Origin of the sequence: Desulfovibrio psychrotolerans (genome assembly GCF_013340305.1) — a bacterium.
In the GTDB taxonomy this organism is placed as follows: Bacteria; Desulfobacterota; Desulfovibrionia; order Desulfovibrionales; family Desulfovibrionaceae; genus Halodesulfovibrio; species Halodesulfovibrio psychrotolerans.
Genome location: NZ_BLVP01000010.1, coordinates 150,527 through 166,485 on the forward strand (window position 1 = coordinate 150,527; position 15,959 = coordinate 166,485).

The 15,959-nt window shown below is 55.1% G+C and carries 13 protein-coding genes; 3 read left to right on the top strand and 10 right to left on the bottom strand.

All coding sequences use genetic code 11. The annotated features are described in order from the left end of the window. Window positions 1-24: 24 nt before the first annotated feature. The 4 genes from HUV26_RS12600 to HUV26_RS12615 all read right to left on the bottom strand — a co-directional run bounded on the left by HUV26_RS12600 (window position 25) and on the right by HUV26_RS12615 (window position 3,376). Complete coding sequence (locus tag HUV26_RS12600) at window positions 25-981, bottom strand: BMP family lipoprotein (protein ID WP_174410488.1); 957 nt, start codon at window positions 979-981, stop codon at window positions 25-27. Window positions 982-1,317: 336 nt separating this feature from the next. Continuing rightward, entirely contained in the window at window positions 1,318-1,902 is a 585-nt protein-coding gene (locus HUV26_RS12605; protein WP_174410489.1) for a manganese efflux pump MntP, read from the bottom strand. A gap of 2 nt (window positions 1,903-1,904) precedes the next feature. After that, complete coding sequence (locus tag HUV26_RS16845; protein WP_243451383.1) at window positions 1,905-2,354, bottom strand: MarR family winged helix-turn-helix transcriptional regulator; 450 nt, start codon at window positions 2,352-2,354, stop codon at window positions 1,905-1,907. Window positions 2,355-2,632: 278 nt separating this feature from the next. Next, window positions 2,633-3,376 (bottom strand): hypothetical protein, encoded by a 744-nt coding sequence (locus HUV26_RS12615; RefSeq protein WP_174410491.1) that lies wholly within the window; start codon window positions 3,374-3,376, stop codon window positions 2,633-2,635. A 180-nt stretch (window positions 3,377-3,556) separates the two neighbouring features. On the opposite strand from HUV26_RS12615, the gene HUV26_RS12620 reads away from it, so the two are divergent. Then, window positions 3,557-3,994, top strand: coding sequence for a LexA family protein (locus tag HUV26_RS12620; protein ID WP_174410492.1), 438 nt, complete (start codon window positions 3,557-3,559; stop codon window positions 3,992-3,994). A gap of 14 nt (window positions 3,995-4,008) precedes the next feature. After that, on the top strand, window positions 4,009-5,346 hold the full coding sequence (locus HUV26_RS12625) for a Y-family DNA polymerase (protein WP_174410493.1): 1,338 nt from the start codon (window positions 4,009-4,011) through the stop codon (window positions 5,344-5,346). A gap of 91 nt (window positions 5,347-5,437) precedes the next feature. Here the strand turns inward: HUV26_RS12625 and ftsY are convergent, their stop codons facing one another. Further along, on the bottom strand, window positions 5,438-6,934 hold the full coding sequence (gene ftsY, locus HUV26_RS12630; RefSeq protein WP_174410494.1) for a signal recognition particle-docking protein FtsY: 1,497 nt from the start codon (window positions 6,932-6,934) through the stop codon (window positions 5,438-5,440). Window positions 6,935-7,245: 311 nt separating this feature from the next. Here ftsY and HUV26_RS12635 point away from each other — a divergent pair, with 311 nt between their 5' ends. After that, complete coding sequence (locus tag HUV26_RS12635) at window positions 7,246-9,552, top strand: PAS domain-containing sensor histidine kinase (RefSeq protein ID WP_174410495.1); 2,307 nt, start codon at window positions 7,246-7,248, stop codon at window positions 9,550-9,552. Window positions 9,553-9,679: 127 nt separating this feature from the next. On the opposite strand, the gene HUV26_RS12640 is transcribed toward HUV26_RS12635, so the two are convergent. From HUV26_RS12640 to HUV26_RS12660, 5 genes are read right to left on the bottom strand one after another with little or no spacing between them, the layout of a single operon-like run. Continuing rightward, the gene (locus HUV26_RS12640) at window positions 9,680-10,861 is read right to left on the bottom strand and encodes an ABC transporter permease (RefSeq protein WP_174410496.1); all 1,182 of its coding nucleotides are present in this window, start codon (window positions 10,859-10,861) and stop codon (window positions 9,680-9,682) included. A 20-nt stretch (window positions 10,862-10,881) separates the two neighbouring features. Next, complete coding sequence (locus tag HUV26_RS12645; RefSeq protein ID WP_174410497.1) at window positions 10,882-12,069, bottom strand: ABC transporter permease; 1,188 nt, start codon at window positions 12,067-12,069, stop codon at window positions 10,882-10,884. Continuing rightward, window positions 12,056-12,724: an ABC transporter ATP-binding protein gene (locus HUV26_RS12650; RefSeq protein WP_174410498.1), complete on the bottom strand. Its 669-nt coding sequence runs from the start codon at window positions 12,722-12,724 to the stop codon at window positions 12,056-12,058. The genes HUV26_RS12645 and HUV26_RS12650 overlap by 14 nt, the downstream gene beginning before the upstream one ends. Then, window positions 12,721-14,082, bottom strand: a complete 1,362-nt coding sequence (locus HUV26_RS12655) for an efflux RND transporter periplasmic adaptor subunit (protein WP_174410499.1) — start codon at window positions 14,080-14,082, stop codon at window positions 12,721-12,723. Before HUV26_RS12655 ends, HUV26_RS12650 begins: the two co-directional genes overlap by 4 nt. Next, window positions 14,040-15,575, bottom strand: coding sequence for a TolC family protein (locus tag HUV26_RS12660; RefSeq protein ID WP_174410500.1), 1,536 nt, complete (start codon window positions 15,573-15,575; stop codon window positions 14,040-14,042). The genes HUV26_RS12655 and HUV26_RS12660 overlap by 43 nt, the downstream gene beginning before the upstream one ends. Window positions 15,576-15,959 lie beyond the last annotated feature (384 nt).

Sequence of the window (15,959 nt, forward strand, 5' to 3'; positions counted from 1 at the left end):
CCCTGTGTCCGGCGGCTGTGCTTGTCAGGGGCGCAGGTCGGTAACGACAATCTTTCCGTCGATGATGGCCTGCCGGAGCGATTCCAGTTCCTCCACCACCGGGGCGGAGATGATGTCCCGCGTGTGCCGCATGTCCGTAAGGCTTACGCCGCCGGAAACAAGGCCGAAGTCCGCGACGCCCATCGTGAATCTGCCCTGTACAGCCTTGGAGACCTCTGCGTAGGTGGCGGTGTCCAGCCGTTTGACCATGCTGGTAAGCACCTTGCCTCTGGCCATGTCGTCCTGATCCGAATCTACGCCTATGACGTAGCGGTTTTCCGTCCTGCGTGCCGCCTCTATAACCCCGTTGCCCGTAAGGCCCGCCACGGCGAAGATGATATCCACGCCGTCTTCGAACATGGCAGCGGCCATGGTAAAACCTGCGTCGGGGTTGTCGAATCCGGAAAAGTCTCCCGGCCCGCTTACGTGGTGTATTTCCACCACCACATCGGGAGCCACGTGGCGTACCCCTTCCATGAATCCCTGCGCGAAGGCGGCCACGGGGGGAATGTCCGTGCCGCCCAGAAAGCCCACCCGCCGGGTTTTGCTCACGCGGCCTGCCAGTGCTCCGGCAAGGAAAGAACCTTCGTGCTGGCGGAAAAGGATGGACGCCAAGTTGGGAATGCCGGAGACTTTTTCCTCATAAAAGATGAACTTTTTTTCCGGGAACTGTTCGGCAAAGACGCGGGCATGGCCCGTGTGCTGTGCGCCGAGCAGCACCATAATGTCGCACTGCCGCACAAGATGAGCCACAGCCTCTGTCTTGGCCGTGCCTGTGGCGTCGGCTTCCAGCACATTGAGGGCGAAGCCCAGCTCCTGCTGAGCCTTGCGCAGGCCGCCGTAGGCCATGTCGTTGAAGGACATATCGCCGAGTCCGCCCGCGCCGGTGACAAAACCGACGGTTATGGCGCGGGGATCGGGAGCGGAGGTGTCTGCAGACATCGCGGACATTGCGGACGGTGCGGCGTGCGCACGGTGAACCGGAACCGTCAGTACCAGAAGGGCAGCAAGCAGGCAGGTCGCGATGGACAGCACGCCGGGTCGGGGGAGCCGGGTGCACCGTGAGAGGATTGCGGCCACTGGCTGCGGTGCGCTGAATGAACTGTGTGCGGGCCGCATGACGCGTGACGACGGGGTGAACCGGGGCAGCAGAGTGAGCAGGGCAGATCGGGCGGGCGTGGCACGGAGCCGGAATTCCTTGTTCCTCATGAAGAACCCCTTTGCGGCAGTGCGCCGCCTGTTGCCGTTATGCCGCACCCTTCCGGGCATGGCCGGTTTTCATCCGAAAAATGCCGTGAAGACGCCGCGTTCCGCAAGAATCTTCACGCCAATGAGCAGCAGCACGCAGCCGCCCGCCACCTCCGCCACCTGTCCGAAACGGGAGGCTCCGGCGATGAGGCGGCCGATATGCAGACCTGCCGCCGTGAAGATAAGGGCTATCAGACCGATGATGAGGGCGGGGTACCATATGGATATGCCCAGCACGGACATGGAAAGCCCCACAGCCAGTGCGTCTATGCTGGTGGCCACGGAAAGCATGATAAGCGACATGCCCCGCGTGGGGTCGCAGCGTTCCCCTTCCTCGCAGTCCGCTTCAAAGGCTTCGCGCAGCATGCGCACTCCTATCCACGCCAGCAGGGCAAAGGCTATCCAGTGGGCGTACGATTCGATGAATCCCCGCACGGTGAGGCCCAGTGACCAGCCGATAATGGGCATGATGGCCTGAAACAGGCCGAAGTGCCACGCCAGGCGGAAGGTCTGGCGCGAATCCACGCATTTGAGCTGCACGCCCGTGGCAATGGCAACGGCAAAGGCATCCATGGCAAGCGCCACGGCTATGGCAACGAGTTCAAGTCCGTTCACGGTCAGAAAGCCTTGTTCATAATGTGCAGGCAGTGGCGCAGGGTTGCGCGTTCTTCATCACTCAGGCTGGCGGTGAGGGTTTCCGTCAGTTGCATGTGCAGCCTGTCGTGTTCCTCGAAGAGTTCCCTGCCCGTTGCTGTCAGTTCCACGATGATGGAACGGCGGTCGGATTCGTGGGGGCGGCGGCGCACGCAGCCTTTGTCGGAAAGTCTGTCCACAAGCACGGTCAGCGTGCCGGTGGTGATGCCCATGTGCGCGGCAAGCTCTTTCATGGGCATGGAGCCGTGAATGCCCAGCACTTCCAGCGTGTGCACCTGCGGCAGGGTGAGCCCCTTTTCCCGCACCACATCATGCTCCCACGATGAGAGCCGCTCGTAGAATTCGATGATGAGATGGTTCAGTCTGGTATGGCAGCACGGGTCGTGCTCATTGCCGTGGTCCGTATCGTTCAAAGCGGTTCCCCTCAAATCTGTTCCCGCAGAGAGGTTCTTTTGGGTGCCTGCGGGTAGAGAAGGCGGCAGCCGGGTTGCGGCAGTTTCTGACGTTGCGCGTTCGCCGTGCTCCGGCCAGGCAGCATGCGCCGGAATAGGCCAGGCGGCATGCGCCGGAATAGGCCGGATGCGCAAGGCATCTGGGGTTCTATAGATGGTAACGGTGATGCCTGCAAGTGCCAAGGCCTTGCCCGGTTTTGCCCTTCGCGGGCGGTATGGCGGATTGAGGTCGCACAGGCTCAGAGATAGAGCAGGGCAAGGCCCATGGCCGCCACAAGGCATCCGCCCGTCCATGCAAGGGGCTGCGGGGGAAAGCTGGGCACCCATGCTTCCGGCGTGTCCAGCCCGCGTGCGGCCACAGCCACGGTCTGGGTCCATGTTTTCTGCGCAAGCACGCGTAGCACCGCCTGCGGAACCAGCAGGAAACACTGCCACCGCGACCGCCTGGGACGGCGCAGGCGCATGGATTCGCGCACCTGCATGAGGGTGCGTTGGGCAAGGGGCAGAAAATGGATCATGAGTGCCAGAGACAGAGCTGTTTTCCAGCTGTTGCGCCCCAGCAGGGGCCGCAGGAACCATGACAGGGCCAGTCCCAGTTGGCGGGGGGAGCTGCTGAGCGCGAGAATAAGCCCCAGTGCTATGAGAATGCCCAGCCTCCCCGCCAGCAGGCCCGCATCCGCCGCTGCCTGTCGAAGCAGGGGAGCGTAGGGGGGCGGCGTGTGCAGCAGGGCCATGGCATCCAGCCCGAATTTGAGCAGGCCCCATAACAGCACGAACATGCCGTAGGAGCGCAGCATGGGCCAGTGGGTGCGTGAGAAGAATTCTGCCCTGAGGCAGAGAATCCACAGGCAGGTGCCCAGTATGGCCAGTGCCGCGGGGGAAAGGTGCCATGCGAGCACGCCGAAGCAGCCCGCGAGAAGTATCTTCAGGCGCGGGTCGACAAGGGCTATCCAGTGGGGAGGCGGCGTGTGTTGCAGGGGCATGGTGTCCTGACCGGCGGCGGGACTGCCGGATTATTTGTTGCATAGGGTGGCTGCACTGCCCGCAGTTCAGGAGCGGACATCAGTCCGTGTTGCTCTCGCGCTCCGTGTACCGGCGGTGTATGGTCTTTCATGGGGTCCCGCCGGGCGGGGCCGTTTTTCGTCCGTACAGGGAGATGGCGTATGACACAAGTACAATCTGCATCCGGCATGGTACCGGAACACGGAACGGGCGGGCGGGGATGCCCGCTGTTTCTCAATCCCGTTGCAGCGGGGTTTCCCTCTCCGGCGGAGGACTATGTGGAACGTCCGCTGGACCTTAACGAACACCTTGTGCGCAACCCGGTTGCCACCTTCTTTGTCCGCGCGCAGGGAGATTCCATGACCGGGGCGGGCATTCTGGACGGGGACATTCTGGTGGTGGACCGCTCCGTGGCCCCTGTGCATAACCGCATCGTCATTGCCGCCGTGCATGGGGAACTTACGGTAAAGCGCCTGTATCTGCGGGAAGGTGCCGTGCTGCTCATGCCCGAAAACGAGAACTATCCGCCGCTGGATGTGACCGGACAGGAGGACGTGACCGTGTGGGGCGTGGTAACGGCAGTGGTGCGCACCCTGTAGGCAAGGAGACGGAGATGGCTGCCGTTTTTGCCCTTGTGGACTGCAATAATTTCTACTGCTCCTGCGAGCGGGTCTTCCGCCCGGACCTTGAAGCGCGCCCGGTGGTGGTGCTTTCCAACAACGACGGCTGCATCATAGCCCGCTCGGCGGAAGCCAAGAAGCTGGGCATAGGCATGGGCGAGCCGTACCATAAGCTCAAGGGGGCGTTGCTCCGGCAGGGGGTGACGGTGTTTTCCTCCAACTACGCCCTGTACGGCGACCTGTCTGCCCGGGTCATGCGCGTGCTGGAGATGTTCAGTCCCATGGTGGAAGTCTATTCCATTGACGAGGCTTTTCTGCGGCTGGAAGGCGTTGCCGGGCAGAAGCGCACGGAACATGCCCGCCGCATGCGGCAACAGGTGCGGCAGTGGACGGGCATACCTGTTTCCGTGGGCATGGGGCCCACCAGAACCCTTGCCAAGCTGGCAAGCCGGGTGTGCAAATCCATACCCGCCTGCGATGGTGTGTTTGACCTGACGCGCTATGCCGGGGATGCCGCAGCCATGAACCGTATTCTGGATACGGTGGCGGCGGGAGATGTGTGGGGCGTGGGCAGACGCTATGCCGCCATGCTGGAGCGCCACGGCGTGCTTACCGCGCGGCAACTGCGGGATATGCCCGACGACTGGGTGCGCCGACGCATGACCGTTGTGGGTCTGCGTACGGTGCTGGAGTTGCGGGGTATTTCCTGCGTGGAGCCGGAGGACGTGCAGCCCCGGCGGTCCATTCTTTCTTCCCGCTCCTTCGGCACGCCGGTGAAACTGCGCGCCCATGCGCACGAGGCTCTGACGGCGCATATCACCCGCGCGGCGGAGAAGCTGCGCCGGGAAGGGCTGGTGGCGCATACGGCGGGCGTGATGATCCGGGCGTATGACAGCCTTGCCGCAATCGCCCGCACTGCTGACGAAGATGCCGGCGGGGAAGACAGACCCTATGCCGACTTCGCCACCCGTCACCTTGTCCGCGCCACGGACTACACGCCCCACCTGCTGCAGGCGGGGCGCGAACTGCTGGATGCCGTATTCCGTGAGGGGCTGCGCTACAAAAAGGTGGGGGTGCTGCTTACAGGGCTGGAGGGCAGACACGCGGGGCAGCACAGTCTGCTGGACTGCATGACCGGAGAATCGGCCCGCGACAAAACGCGCGATGCCCTGATGCGCACGGCAGACAGCATTAACGCCCGCCACGGGCGCGGCACCCTGCGCTATGCCGCAGAAGGGGCGGATGAAAAGGCCCCGTGGCACATGCGGCAGCGTTTCCGTTCGCCGGGTTACACCACGGCATGGAAGGAGCTTGCCCGGGTACGCGGGTAGCAGCAGAAAATGCTCGGCGTTTCGTACATCATGGCCGGAATCAGTGCGGGTACACGGGTGCAGGTCACGGGCGCGGTGCGCCGGTCAGTCGCTAGCTGCCCAGCAGGGCGGCGGCAAAGTCCGCGCCGTTGAAGGGGCGCAGGTCTTCCATCTTTTCTCCGAGCCCGATGTGCGAAATGGGTATGCCAAATTCCATGGCTACGGCGACCACAATCCCGCCCTTGGCGGTGCCGTCCAGCTTGGTGAGAATAATCTCGTCCAGCTTGCACGACTCGTTGAAAATCTTGGTCTGCGAAAGGGCGTTCTGTCCCGTGGTGGCGTCTATGGTCAGGATGGTGCGGTGCGGTGCGCCGGGATGTTTTTTGCCCAGCACGTTACGTATCTTCTGCAGTTCCGCCATAAGGTCCACCTTGGTCTGCAACCTGCCCGCCGTGTCTACAAAGAGTACATCATACCCTTCCTTTACGGCCAGCTCCACAGCTTCATAGGCAACGGCGGCGGGGTCTGAGTTCGGGCCCTTGGCATAGAAGCCTGCGCCCACGCGGTCCGCCCATACCTGCAACTGCTCTATGGCGGCGGCGCGGAAGGTGTCGCTCGCCGCAATGAGCACCTTTTTTCCCTGCATGCGGGCGCGGTAGGCGAGTTTGGCAATGGTGGTGGTCTTGCCCACGCCGTTTACGCCGATCATGAGCACCACTTCCGGCAGGTTCACGGCCTTGATGCGCGGCGGCATCTTGAAAATTTCCTCAAGCTCCTCGCGCATAAGGGCCTTGAAGTGTTCGGGCTTGTCCGTGCCGGATTTGCGTACCCGTTCGCGCAGGCGGTTCACCAGCTTCATGGTGGGTTCAAAGCCCACATCCGCCATAATGAGTATTTCTTCCAGCTCCTGCCAGAAGCCTTCGTTCATGGTGGCGTGGGAAGAGAGCAGCCCGTCTATCTGGCGGGTAATCTGCTCCTTGGTCTTGGTAAGCCCCTCGGAAAGCTTGAGGAGCAGGCGCGAACGCTCGTCCTCCTCGTCTTCCAGATCAAGGGCAAGGGCAAGGCGGTATTGTAGTTCGGAGCGGAAGTCGCCCACGTGGACGTATTCCATAACATCCAGCCAGCGGGAGAATTCAGCGATGAAGGCATCCGCTTCCGCTGCGGGGGCGTCCAGCGCGGAGAAGAAGAAGCGCAGACGTTCCCACAGGGTGTCGTCCGCCTTGTCCACTCCGCCGAGCACATGCTCCAGCCAGACAGAAAGGCGGGGTTCCGCGCCGCGCAGGGCAAGGGTGAGATCCTTCTGCCACTGGGGCGAGTCTGCCCGTGCCGTTGCCTGTGCCGGTTGCTGTGCCGGTTCCTGAGCAGCCGGAGCCTGCACGCGTGAAGGCGCGCCTTCCGCCGGAGTGTCAGGCGATGCCGTGGTCTGTTTTTCCGGTTCTGCCTGCGTTATCTGTTCCGGCAGTTCCGACAGTACCGGCAGTTCTTCCGGGGCAGCCTGTCCCGGTGCCTGGGCATCGGTCGGCTGTGCAGCGGTTTCTGCCGGAGCGGCTGCCGTATCGTCAGTGGTCTCGCCGGACCACAACCGTTTCAACTTGGAAAAAAAGCCCATGGCGTTCCCCGACTGAAGCGGGACGTATCCCGTCTGTATTGAAAAATAAGCGCGACCAATGGTGCATCTGCCGCGATGTGGGTTTGATGAACCAGTCTTTCTTGCGCATTACGCGCACGGAGTCAAGTGCGGGAGGTTGCGCAGAGGCGGGAAAACGTGCAATATTTACCTTTAAGTCAGCACGTACTTATGCTATGTCCCTTATGGCACAGGCTGTTACGTTTTGTCGTTCGTGGCGGTTCGTTTGAGCATGCGGCGCGGTGTATCTTTCATACTGGCCCTGCTGGCAATACGGGCAATACAGGTTGAGCATGCAGGAAAAGGTTGCTTCCAAACGTGCGTATTCACCGGTGAACCTCTTCAGGGGGCGCTCTATATCGCGTGATCTGACCATAAGCCTTATGGTCATGATCCTGCTTGTGGTGGCTTCCACGCTTTCGTGGCAGTATCTGCGCAATTCGCAGGCCATGCTCCGCGAAGTGGAAAGCAAGGCCGATGAGTACATAACCCGCCTTTCGGATATTCTGTCTGTTCCCATCTGGAATTTCGACACCCGCACCATTGATCAGATAGGCACCGTGTTCGCCCAGTACGACTTGGTGAACGAGGTGCGCATAATGGACCCGCTGGGCAAGGTGCTTTTCAGCACCGTAAAGCGTGATGACGCGGATGCCCGGGTCTACCGCGAGCGCGACATCATGTACGAGGGCGAGGTGATAGGCCACGCCACGGTGGTGCTCACTCTTGCCGGATACAAGAAGGACTTATCGCGTCTTGTCACCACCAACCTGCTGGCACTGAGCGGCGTGCTGGTGGTTATTCTTGTGGCCACGGGCATTCTGCTGCGCATCCATCTGCGCAAGCCGCTGGAAGAGCTGCTCCGGGGCATGGGGCAGGTGGCGCGGGGCGACTTCAAGTTCGACTTCAGCGTCATTCAGAACGCGGAACTGGGGCTTATTGCCGACAACTTTGCCGTTATGGCGGCAGAGGTGGCGGCGCGCGAAAAGCAGCTTGTGGAAATGAACCGCCAACTGGAAGCCCAGATACGCGAGCGCGAACGGGCAGAAGCCGCCCTGCGGCAGAGTGAGGAACGTTATTCGCTGGCTGTTATCGCCACCAACGACGGCATATGGGACTGGGACCTGCGGCAGGACCGGGTGTATTATTCCACCCGCTGGAAAGCCATTATCGGGTATCAGGACGCCGAGATAGACAATAATCTGGACGAGTGGCAGGGGCGTATGCATCCTGCCGATCTCGACAGGGTGCTGCGCGCGCAGGACGATTATCTGAGCGGCGTGACGGAGCAGTTTGAGGTGGAATACCGGATGCGCCACAAGGACGGCGAATACCGCTGGATACTTGGGCGCGGCATGTGTGTGCGTGACGAATCGGGCGAACCCTACCGCATGGCGGGCGCACACACGGATATTACCCAGCGCAAGCAGGCGGAACGTGAGCTCTGGGAAACCAAGAACACCCTAGACAACATCCTCAACTCCATGCCCTCCACCATTGTGAGCGTGGACAAGGACGCGCGCATAACCCAGTGGAACAAGACGGCGGAAGAAGTGACGGGCATTGCCGCCGCCGAAGCCTACGGGCGGCCCTTTGCGGACGTGCTGCCCCGCTACGGGTTCCTGCTCTCACACATTACGGAATCCATTGCCACGGGAACCAATATTTCTCTGGAAAAAGAAGCTGTTACCGAAGACGCGCGCACCCGGTATTTTGACATCATCATCTACCCTGTTGTCACGCGGGGAGAGTTTTCCGCCGTTATCCGGCTGGATGACGTAACGGACCGCTTCCGCATTGAGGAAATGATGGTTCAGACTGAGAAGATGCTTTCCGTGGGCGGGCTGGCGGCAGGTATGGCGCACGAAATCAATAACCCGCTCGGCGGAATTTTGCAGGGCACACAGAATATCAAACGCCGCATTTCCATGGATTTTCCTGCCAACCACAAGGCGGCGGAAGAAGCAGGATGCCCGCTGGAGAACATCCGCACCTATCTGGAGAGCCGGGGAATCATCCGTTTTCTGGAAGGCATTACCGAATCCGGCAGGCGCGCAGCAGATATTGTGAGCAACATGCTGGAATTCAGCCGCCGCAGCGAGGCGCGTCGCTCGTCTGTGAATCTTGGCGAACTGATAGACAAAACCATAGAGCTGGCCGCCAATGACTATGACCTGAAAAAGAAATATGACTTCAGGCACATTGAGATCGTCCGCCAGTACGATCCTACCCTGCCGCAGGTGCTCTGCTCGCCGCAGGAGGTTGAACAGGTGCTGCTGAACCTGCTCAAGAACGCCGCACAGGCGATGGTGGAACGCGGCGATCGGAGCGATGCCCCGCGCATTGTCATAACCACCAGCCTTGACCGGGGGCGCGCCCGCATAGACGTGGCCGATAACGGTCCCGGCATGGACGAGGAAACCCGCAAGCGCGTGTTCGAGCCGTTCTTCACCACCAAGGCGGTGGGCGAAGGAACGGGGCTTGGGCTTTCCGTCTCCTACTTCATCATCACCACCAATCACGAAGGTCAGTTCACCGTGGACGCAGAACCGGGACGCGGCACTACCTTCACCATCCGGCTGCCGCTGGGCAGGCGGTAGGCCTTCCCGTACCCCTCCCGCCCTTAATGTTTCCGGGCTGTTGAGCCTCCCCCCCCTGCAAGCATACGAATGATAATGGGTTATGCCCCTGCGCCTGTGTGTGAAGCAGGGGTGGAGCAGCCTTGCGTCAATCAGCCCGTAGCGCATCTGTAGGGTTCAGTTGAGACGCTCTCATCGCGGGGTAGATGCCGGCGCATAGTCCTGACGCAAGCGATGTGGCGCATCCTATCCATAACGCTTCTTGCGGAATTGAATAGAGCAGGTTGTATAAGAGTGCGGTGCTTTTGGTTAGCGTAATGCCTACTGCTATGCCTAGAATCCCGCCTACTATGCACAGAATGACAGATTCCATGACAAATTGCAGTATTATGTCGGTTTGCGTTGCTCCAATTGCTCTGCGTATGCCAATTTCTTTTTTTCTCTCCGTGACAGCGGAGAGCATGACATTAACTACGCCTATGCCTCCTACTGTAAGTGAGATTATGCAGACAAATATCATTAGATTGCTTAACGTCGTGTTTTGTTTGGAAGAGAGTTGAAGTATCTCTTCTGCCTTAAGAATGGATGTTTGTTTAAAGTTGTTCTGCTTTAGGTAGTTATTAATAGCTGTTTCCGCTAGATGTATGTCTCCTTGTGTAGTCACGAGTGTTGTCATTGACTTGTTGATTCCGAATATTTTGTACAGACTGGCAAGTGGAAGAATGATTGTGTTGTTGATTTGTTCATATGAATTGGCGATTGCTGAGGCGCCTGACTTTTCAAGCTCGCCTATGATTTCAAGGTGATACCCGTTGATAGCGATATGTGTTCCGATAATAGGAGTTGATTCGCCGTACCTTAGTGCACGGGCTATGTCCGAGCCGAGAACGCAAACTAACAGGCGATCTTCCAAATGGTGTAAGAAGCGTCCTTCTCGCACTTCTAGCCGGGCGGCTCTCAGTAGGTCGGGTGTTGCTCCGAGAAAAGAGGTAGTTTTGGGTTGTCCCTGCAGCTTTAGAAAGCCGCTTTGCATGGACACAGGTGCGACAGTTAGCACCCCGGAGCAATGGGAGGGGATGTTTTGTAAAATATCCATGTGGGCATAAGGGGCGGCGTGGGGGATGTCGTATAAGGTCTTGATGGTCAGCGTGTTTTTGCCCATTTCTTCAAAGCGAGACATGGCCGTGTTTTTGATCATGGCGGTGCTTGCCACCATGGAGATTACCGATCCTATGCCTACCATGATGCCAATTAATGCAAGGGCAGAGCGAATTGGATACAGAGTCAGGTTTTTTAAGGCGTCATAAACAATTGTTTTGACGGGCGGCATGTGTGTTCTCAGTAAGGGCATCATCGGGTGTTTATCGCAACGGCAGGATTAAGGCGCGCAGCCCGTATTGCAGGGTAGGTGCCAGCACATAGACCAGCTCCGAACGATGCACCGCATCCGGCCCAGAAGGCGAGCATTGGAATCATGAATGGAAGATTGAAAATTATGGCAATAGCAAGACTCATTAGTGTTCCAATTGCGATGCCCAGTGATCCGCCAATAAGGCAAAGGATTATTGATTCGAGCATGAACTGAAGTAGGATAGCTTGCCGTGTCGCGCCAAGTGCTCTTCGTATGCCTATTTCTTGTGTTCGTTCTGTTACCGAGGCAAGCATGATGTTCATAACACTAACACTGCCAACGATAAGAGAAGTGGCTCCAAGAATGCATAAAAGCTGTATGAGCAGGCCATCTTGTTGTGATCGTAAATTCAGTAAATCATCGGCGCATCGTACGTTAATTCGTCGATAGTCTTCTTGAATAAAATAAGATTCTATTTTCTTCTTTACGTCTTGTGGGGTGTTGTGAGTTGAAAGTATAGTGATAAGAGTTCCTGTGTCTCTTTCAAAAAGCCTGTATCGTGTGGAAATGGGAATGACAACGCCGTTGCTCAGTTGAGCTGGTCGAAATTCAGATGAACTTTCGGTGCGTTGGAGTACGCCTATAATAGTCAATGGACGCCCGTCTAAACGAAGTTGACTCCCTACTATGGAGGCGTGCCCGGAGCTGCGTAATTTTTCGGCAAGAGAAAAGCCGACAACGCAAACCATCTCCCCGTGATCCAGCGGGTGAATAAAACGCCCTGTCTCAAGCGAAAGCATTGTGACAGAAGCTAGTTCAGGTGATGCGCCAATAACGTGCGCTACGCTATTTTTTCCATTAAAAACAACGGTTGCTTGAGGGCCAGAAATATAGGAAGCCGCCTGGTTGATTTCAGGAAAGATATCAGGAAGCTTTTGCAGGGTTTCGAAAGTAACTGGTTTCTTATGTGTTTCAGATGGGTTTTTTACCACGATGATAGATATTGCATCAGTCCCCATTTCTGAAAATGCGGAAAGCGCCTGTTCTCTGATCATAGTGGTTCCGGCAAGCAACGCAATAACAGATCCAACGCCTGTTATGATTCCCGTAAGGGCAAGAAGTGACTTAAGCGGAGACGCAGATAGGTTTCTGAAAGCTCCATAAATAATGGTTTTAAGCGGGCTCAATGACGCCGTCCTGCATTCTGAAACGAATATCGCATGTTCCTGCTACGGCAGGGTCGTGCGTGATAATGACAAGTGTGGTGCGCTCTTCTCTGTTTAGGCGTAAGAAAAGGCTCATTATGTCTTGTCCGGTCTGCTGGTCTAGTGCTCCTGTCGGTTCGTCAGCCAATACAAGCTTTGGTTTTGCGACAAGAGCTCTTGCCACCGCTACCCGTTGTTGCTGGCCCCCAGACAGTCGGGAAGGAAGTTGGTTCTGCCAGGCAAGCATGTCTACGCGGTCAAGCATCGCGCTGACCATTTCTTTTCGGTCTGCCTCGCCAACGCCGCCATAGACTAAGGGCAGGGCGATGTTTTCAAAAACCGTCAGCCTGGGCAAAAGATGGAACTGCTGGAATACGAAACCAATTTCGCGGTTCCGAATGCGCGATGCGTTTGCATCGTTGAGGCCAGAGGTCGCCTGGCCATTAAGGAGATATGTTCCGGAGTCCGGAGTTTCCAGCAGGCCAAGAATGTTCATTAAGGTGGATTTGCCACATCCGGAGCGGCCCACCACAGACACGAGCGAACCGGAATGAATCTCAAGATTAATGTTCTTGAGAACCTTCAGGGGGCTGTCGCCTAAAACAAATGTTTTACAAATGTCCTTAAGGTGGATCATGGGAGTTTTTTGTGTGCAGGTGACACGATGAATATTTCCTGGCCATGCTCAATGCCGTCTGCAACCTCAACAAAGTTGCCGGAAACACGGCCTGTAGAGATGGGGTGGTCAATGATGTTGCCCGTGCGACTATCAAGAATTTTTACCGTTCTCTGTGATCCGGCCACGGTAACTGCTTGTATGGGAATAACAAGTGCTGCGGGATTTTCGTACGTGATTATCTTTAGCGTTGATGTCATTCCCAGGCGCAATTTTGACTGAAGCTCTGCTGGTACATTTTCTATAACGGCAACAATCTCAAATTTAGCACCTTCAGCTGGCATTCCGTATGATCTTTCATTTTTATCCGATGGCGCTGCATTGGAAGAAATGTGTCGGATAGTGCCTTGCATGATAAAATCAAACCCATCTCCGGAAACTTCTACCCGTTGCCCCAAATGGATATTGTTAATGTCTGCCTCATCAGCTCGGGATTTGACAGATAAACCGGTAATATTGCCTATAGTGAAGAGAAGTTCGCCTTGATCGACGGAGCGCCCCGGTTCTAGCGTTTTGGTTGAATCGCCGGAAGCTTCGAGTATTACCCCGTCAACAGGGGCAATAATCTTCTCGTTGTCCAGTTTTCTTGTGAGTGATTGCAAGAGGGTTTGTGCATTGGTGAGTTCAAGTCGTGCCATCTCTATGTTGTCGCGGCTGCCTTGAGCCAGTGTTGTTTTAAAAGACTCTTCAGCCTCAAGCAGGGTAGATTCTCTGTCGTTATAATCCTGTTCTGATGCGCGCAACTCGTTTCCGGAAATAATCCCCTTTTCAAAAAGGAATTTATTTTCTTGAAGTTTCAGATGCGCATTCTCAAGGCCGATTTTAGCTTTTATACAGGATCTGCGTGCAGATATTACTTCTGGCCCTCTTTCCCAATTTTCTAGTTCCTTTAGTTTTTGCGCAGATTTGATTTGCTCTGCCTTTGTCGTGCGTAGTTGTCTTTCAATTTCGTCAGTTTCCATGGCGGCAAGAAGCGTGCCTTTCGTTACTTTGGTGTTGTATTCAAAAAAAACTTTTTTTAAAATACCTTGAAATGGTGCGGTAATAGGCACATCTTCGAGTGGTGCAAGCCTTCCACTTAGCAAAATATTGGTTGAAAATTTTCGAGTTGTCACTTTGACAGATGAAAGACTATTATGATCGTTTGTAGATGTGGAAAATGCAGACTCATTAACCCATAAATATGCTGCTGTTGCCGCTAAAGTGACTGCTAAAAGTGTTGAGATAAGGAGGTGCTTCTTAAGTTTGTGAAGGGCCCTTCGTATTAATACGCTCGTCAGTTTGTGGTTGGTTGCATTGTTAGGCGTGTGTCCAGCCATCTGCCGTGCTCCTTATTATATTCCACCTGCCATGTCTCAAGGGTGGTATTCAGCGTTTCATCAAGCGTAGTGAGCGCATTGTGATGATTGATGAGAGCATTAAGTTCTTGGGTTTCTCGCTCTACCAACTCGTTTTGAAAAGAAACAACCTGAAAGCTGTTAGAACGGCCTAGAGACAGCTTTTCTCTTTCGACTTCCAGTTTTCTTTCTGACAGGTTGCGTGCTTTTGTTGCCAGTTGCAGTTTGGTCTTTGTGTTCTCAACGTCTCTGATGGCGTTAATTACTTCCAGCGTTATGTTCTCGCGAGTTTCAGTCAGTGCGATTTCAGCTTGTTTAAGGTTGGCATCTGCCCTGCGCATGTTTTGTTCTCGGGTAAGGTCGCCGTACAGTGGAATACGCAAGTTTACGCCTGCTTCCCATCTGTGTGTGCCTGTGTCTTTAGTGAGCGGACTGAGCTGCGAGGCACCTTTGTAGCTGGCATCTAGACTTAGGTCCCATTGTGCGTTGTTCTTGGCAAGCATGAGATTGATTCGGGCGCGCTCAACGTTCATTTCTGCCTCGAGGTGGTCTGCCCGTTTCTTCAAAGCAATTTCAATACATTGTTTAAGGTCTGGGTGGGTTGACGTGGGTTGTTGGTTTTCTCTGGGTATTATTCGTGTAGTGTTCGGCAGGTCTAAAACACCCAGCAGTTGAAGTCGCGCTTTGTCCACATTGTCAAGCGAGGATTGGTAAGCGTATTCCTGATTTGCAAGTTGTGATTCGCTTTGTATAATTTCATTTGCAGGAATGCGGCCTAGTTGTACAAGTAATTGATTAGACTCTAAGCTGTCTCTGGCGCGTTTAAGAGCAGATGCGTTAATTTCTAGTTGCTGAATGGTAGAGTAGTAGTGTCTGAATTGTCTTATTGTTTGGTTAACTGTGTTTGTTGTCTTCTTTTTCAAAGAGAGAAGGCTTGATTGTTCAGACATTTCTGCTAAAACAATAGATGCAGTGTTAACCTCTTGTCCGGCACCTTTTAAAAGTGGTTGGGAAAAATTTACTGACCAGCTGTTGCCGTTGTTGTCAGATCTTTTTCCAGAGGTATCAGCATAGCGATCCCAAGAGAATATTACTTTAGACCCTGTGCTGAATAGCTGTGTTACTTCTACTCCAGGTGTGACAGATGACTGCGATTGTATTCTAGATGCTTTGTCTGATAGGTTCTGTCCCCCGGAATATGTATTGCCTATGTCAAAATTAACGTCGGGCTTAAATTTATCGTGTGCGACTTCTAGGTCGAATTTGTCTGCGAGTCGTTCAATGTTTGCCATGGTTACGGTTCGATTGGTTCGTAGTGCAAGAGCAACAGCTTCATCTAAGTGTAGCTCGACCGGTTCCTGGCTTGGGAGAGAGGTGTCTGCATATGCATCTTTGCTGAAAAAGAAAATGAAAATTGAAATTGCTAAAAATGTAGCTGTGGTAATTGTTTTAAAAGTCGTCTTTTGGATGGGCATGTGTGTACCGAGGGTGGCTTCTAGTGTATAATATAATGTGGTTTTAGCCTATTGCTACGGATTGTCTTGCAGTGATGTGAGGTCTGTTAGCTCTGGTGGCATTGGTTGTATGGCCAATGCCACCAGGGTTTCAGTTTGGTGTGATGGTGGTTGCGTGTGATCAGTTTCTGTTTCTGCGTGTTGAATTGCCTTAAGGATTTACCATCTTCCTAGAAACATAAAGAATGAGAAAAGAGAGATAATTCCAATTATGCTAGTTTGAATTAATTTTAGTGTTATAAACTTGTTTTTCGGTTCATTGGTGATTACGTTATTTGAATTGCCTTTTTTGTTTTCAGTAATCTTTGTTTTATCGTCTATGATTTCGATTAGCTGTGCGACAAA

Bases quoted from the DNA above. Each gene is read 5' to 3' on its own strand.
- HUV26_RS12600 (WP_174410488.1), bottom strand. From the start codon at position 981: ATGTCTGCAGACACCTCCGCTCCCGATCCCCGCGCCATAACCGTCGGT.
- HUV26_RS12660 (WP_174410500.1), bottom strand. From the start codon at position 15,575: ATGCCCATCCAAAAGACGACTTTTAAAACAATTACCACAGCTACATTT.
- HUV26_RS12620 (WP_174410492.1), top strand. From the start codon at position 3,557: ATGACACAAGTACAATCTGCATCCGGCATGGTACCGGAACACGGAACG.
- HUV26_RS12655 (WP_174410499.1), bottom strand. From the start codon at position 14,082: ATGGCTGGACACACGCCTAACAATGCAACCAACCACAAACTGACGAGC.
- HUV26_RS12650 (WP_174410498.1), bottom strand. From the start codon at position 12,724: ATGATCCACCTTAAGGACATTTGTAAAACATTTGTTTTAGGCGACAGC.
- HUV26_RS12625 (WP_174410493.1), top strand. From the start codon at position 4,009: ATGGCTGCCGTTTTTGCCCTTGTGGACTGCAATAATTTCTACTGCTCC.
- ftsY (WP_174410494.1), bottom strand. From the start codon at position 6,934: ATGGGCTTTTTTTCCAAGTTGAAACGGTTGTGGTCCGGCGAGACCACT.
- HUV26_RS12615 (WP_174410491.1), bottom strand. From the start codon at position 3,376: ATGCCCCTGCAACACACGCCGCCTCCCCACTGGATAGCCCTTGTCGAC.
- HUV26_RS12635 (WP_174410495.1), top strand. From the start codon at position 7,246: ATGCAGGAAAAGGTTGCTTCCAAACGTGCGTATTCACCGGTGAACCTC.
- HUV26_RS12640 (WP_174410496.1), bottom strand. From the start codon at position 10,861: ATGCCGCCCGTCAAAACAATTGTTTATGACGCCTTAAAAAACCTGACT.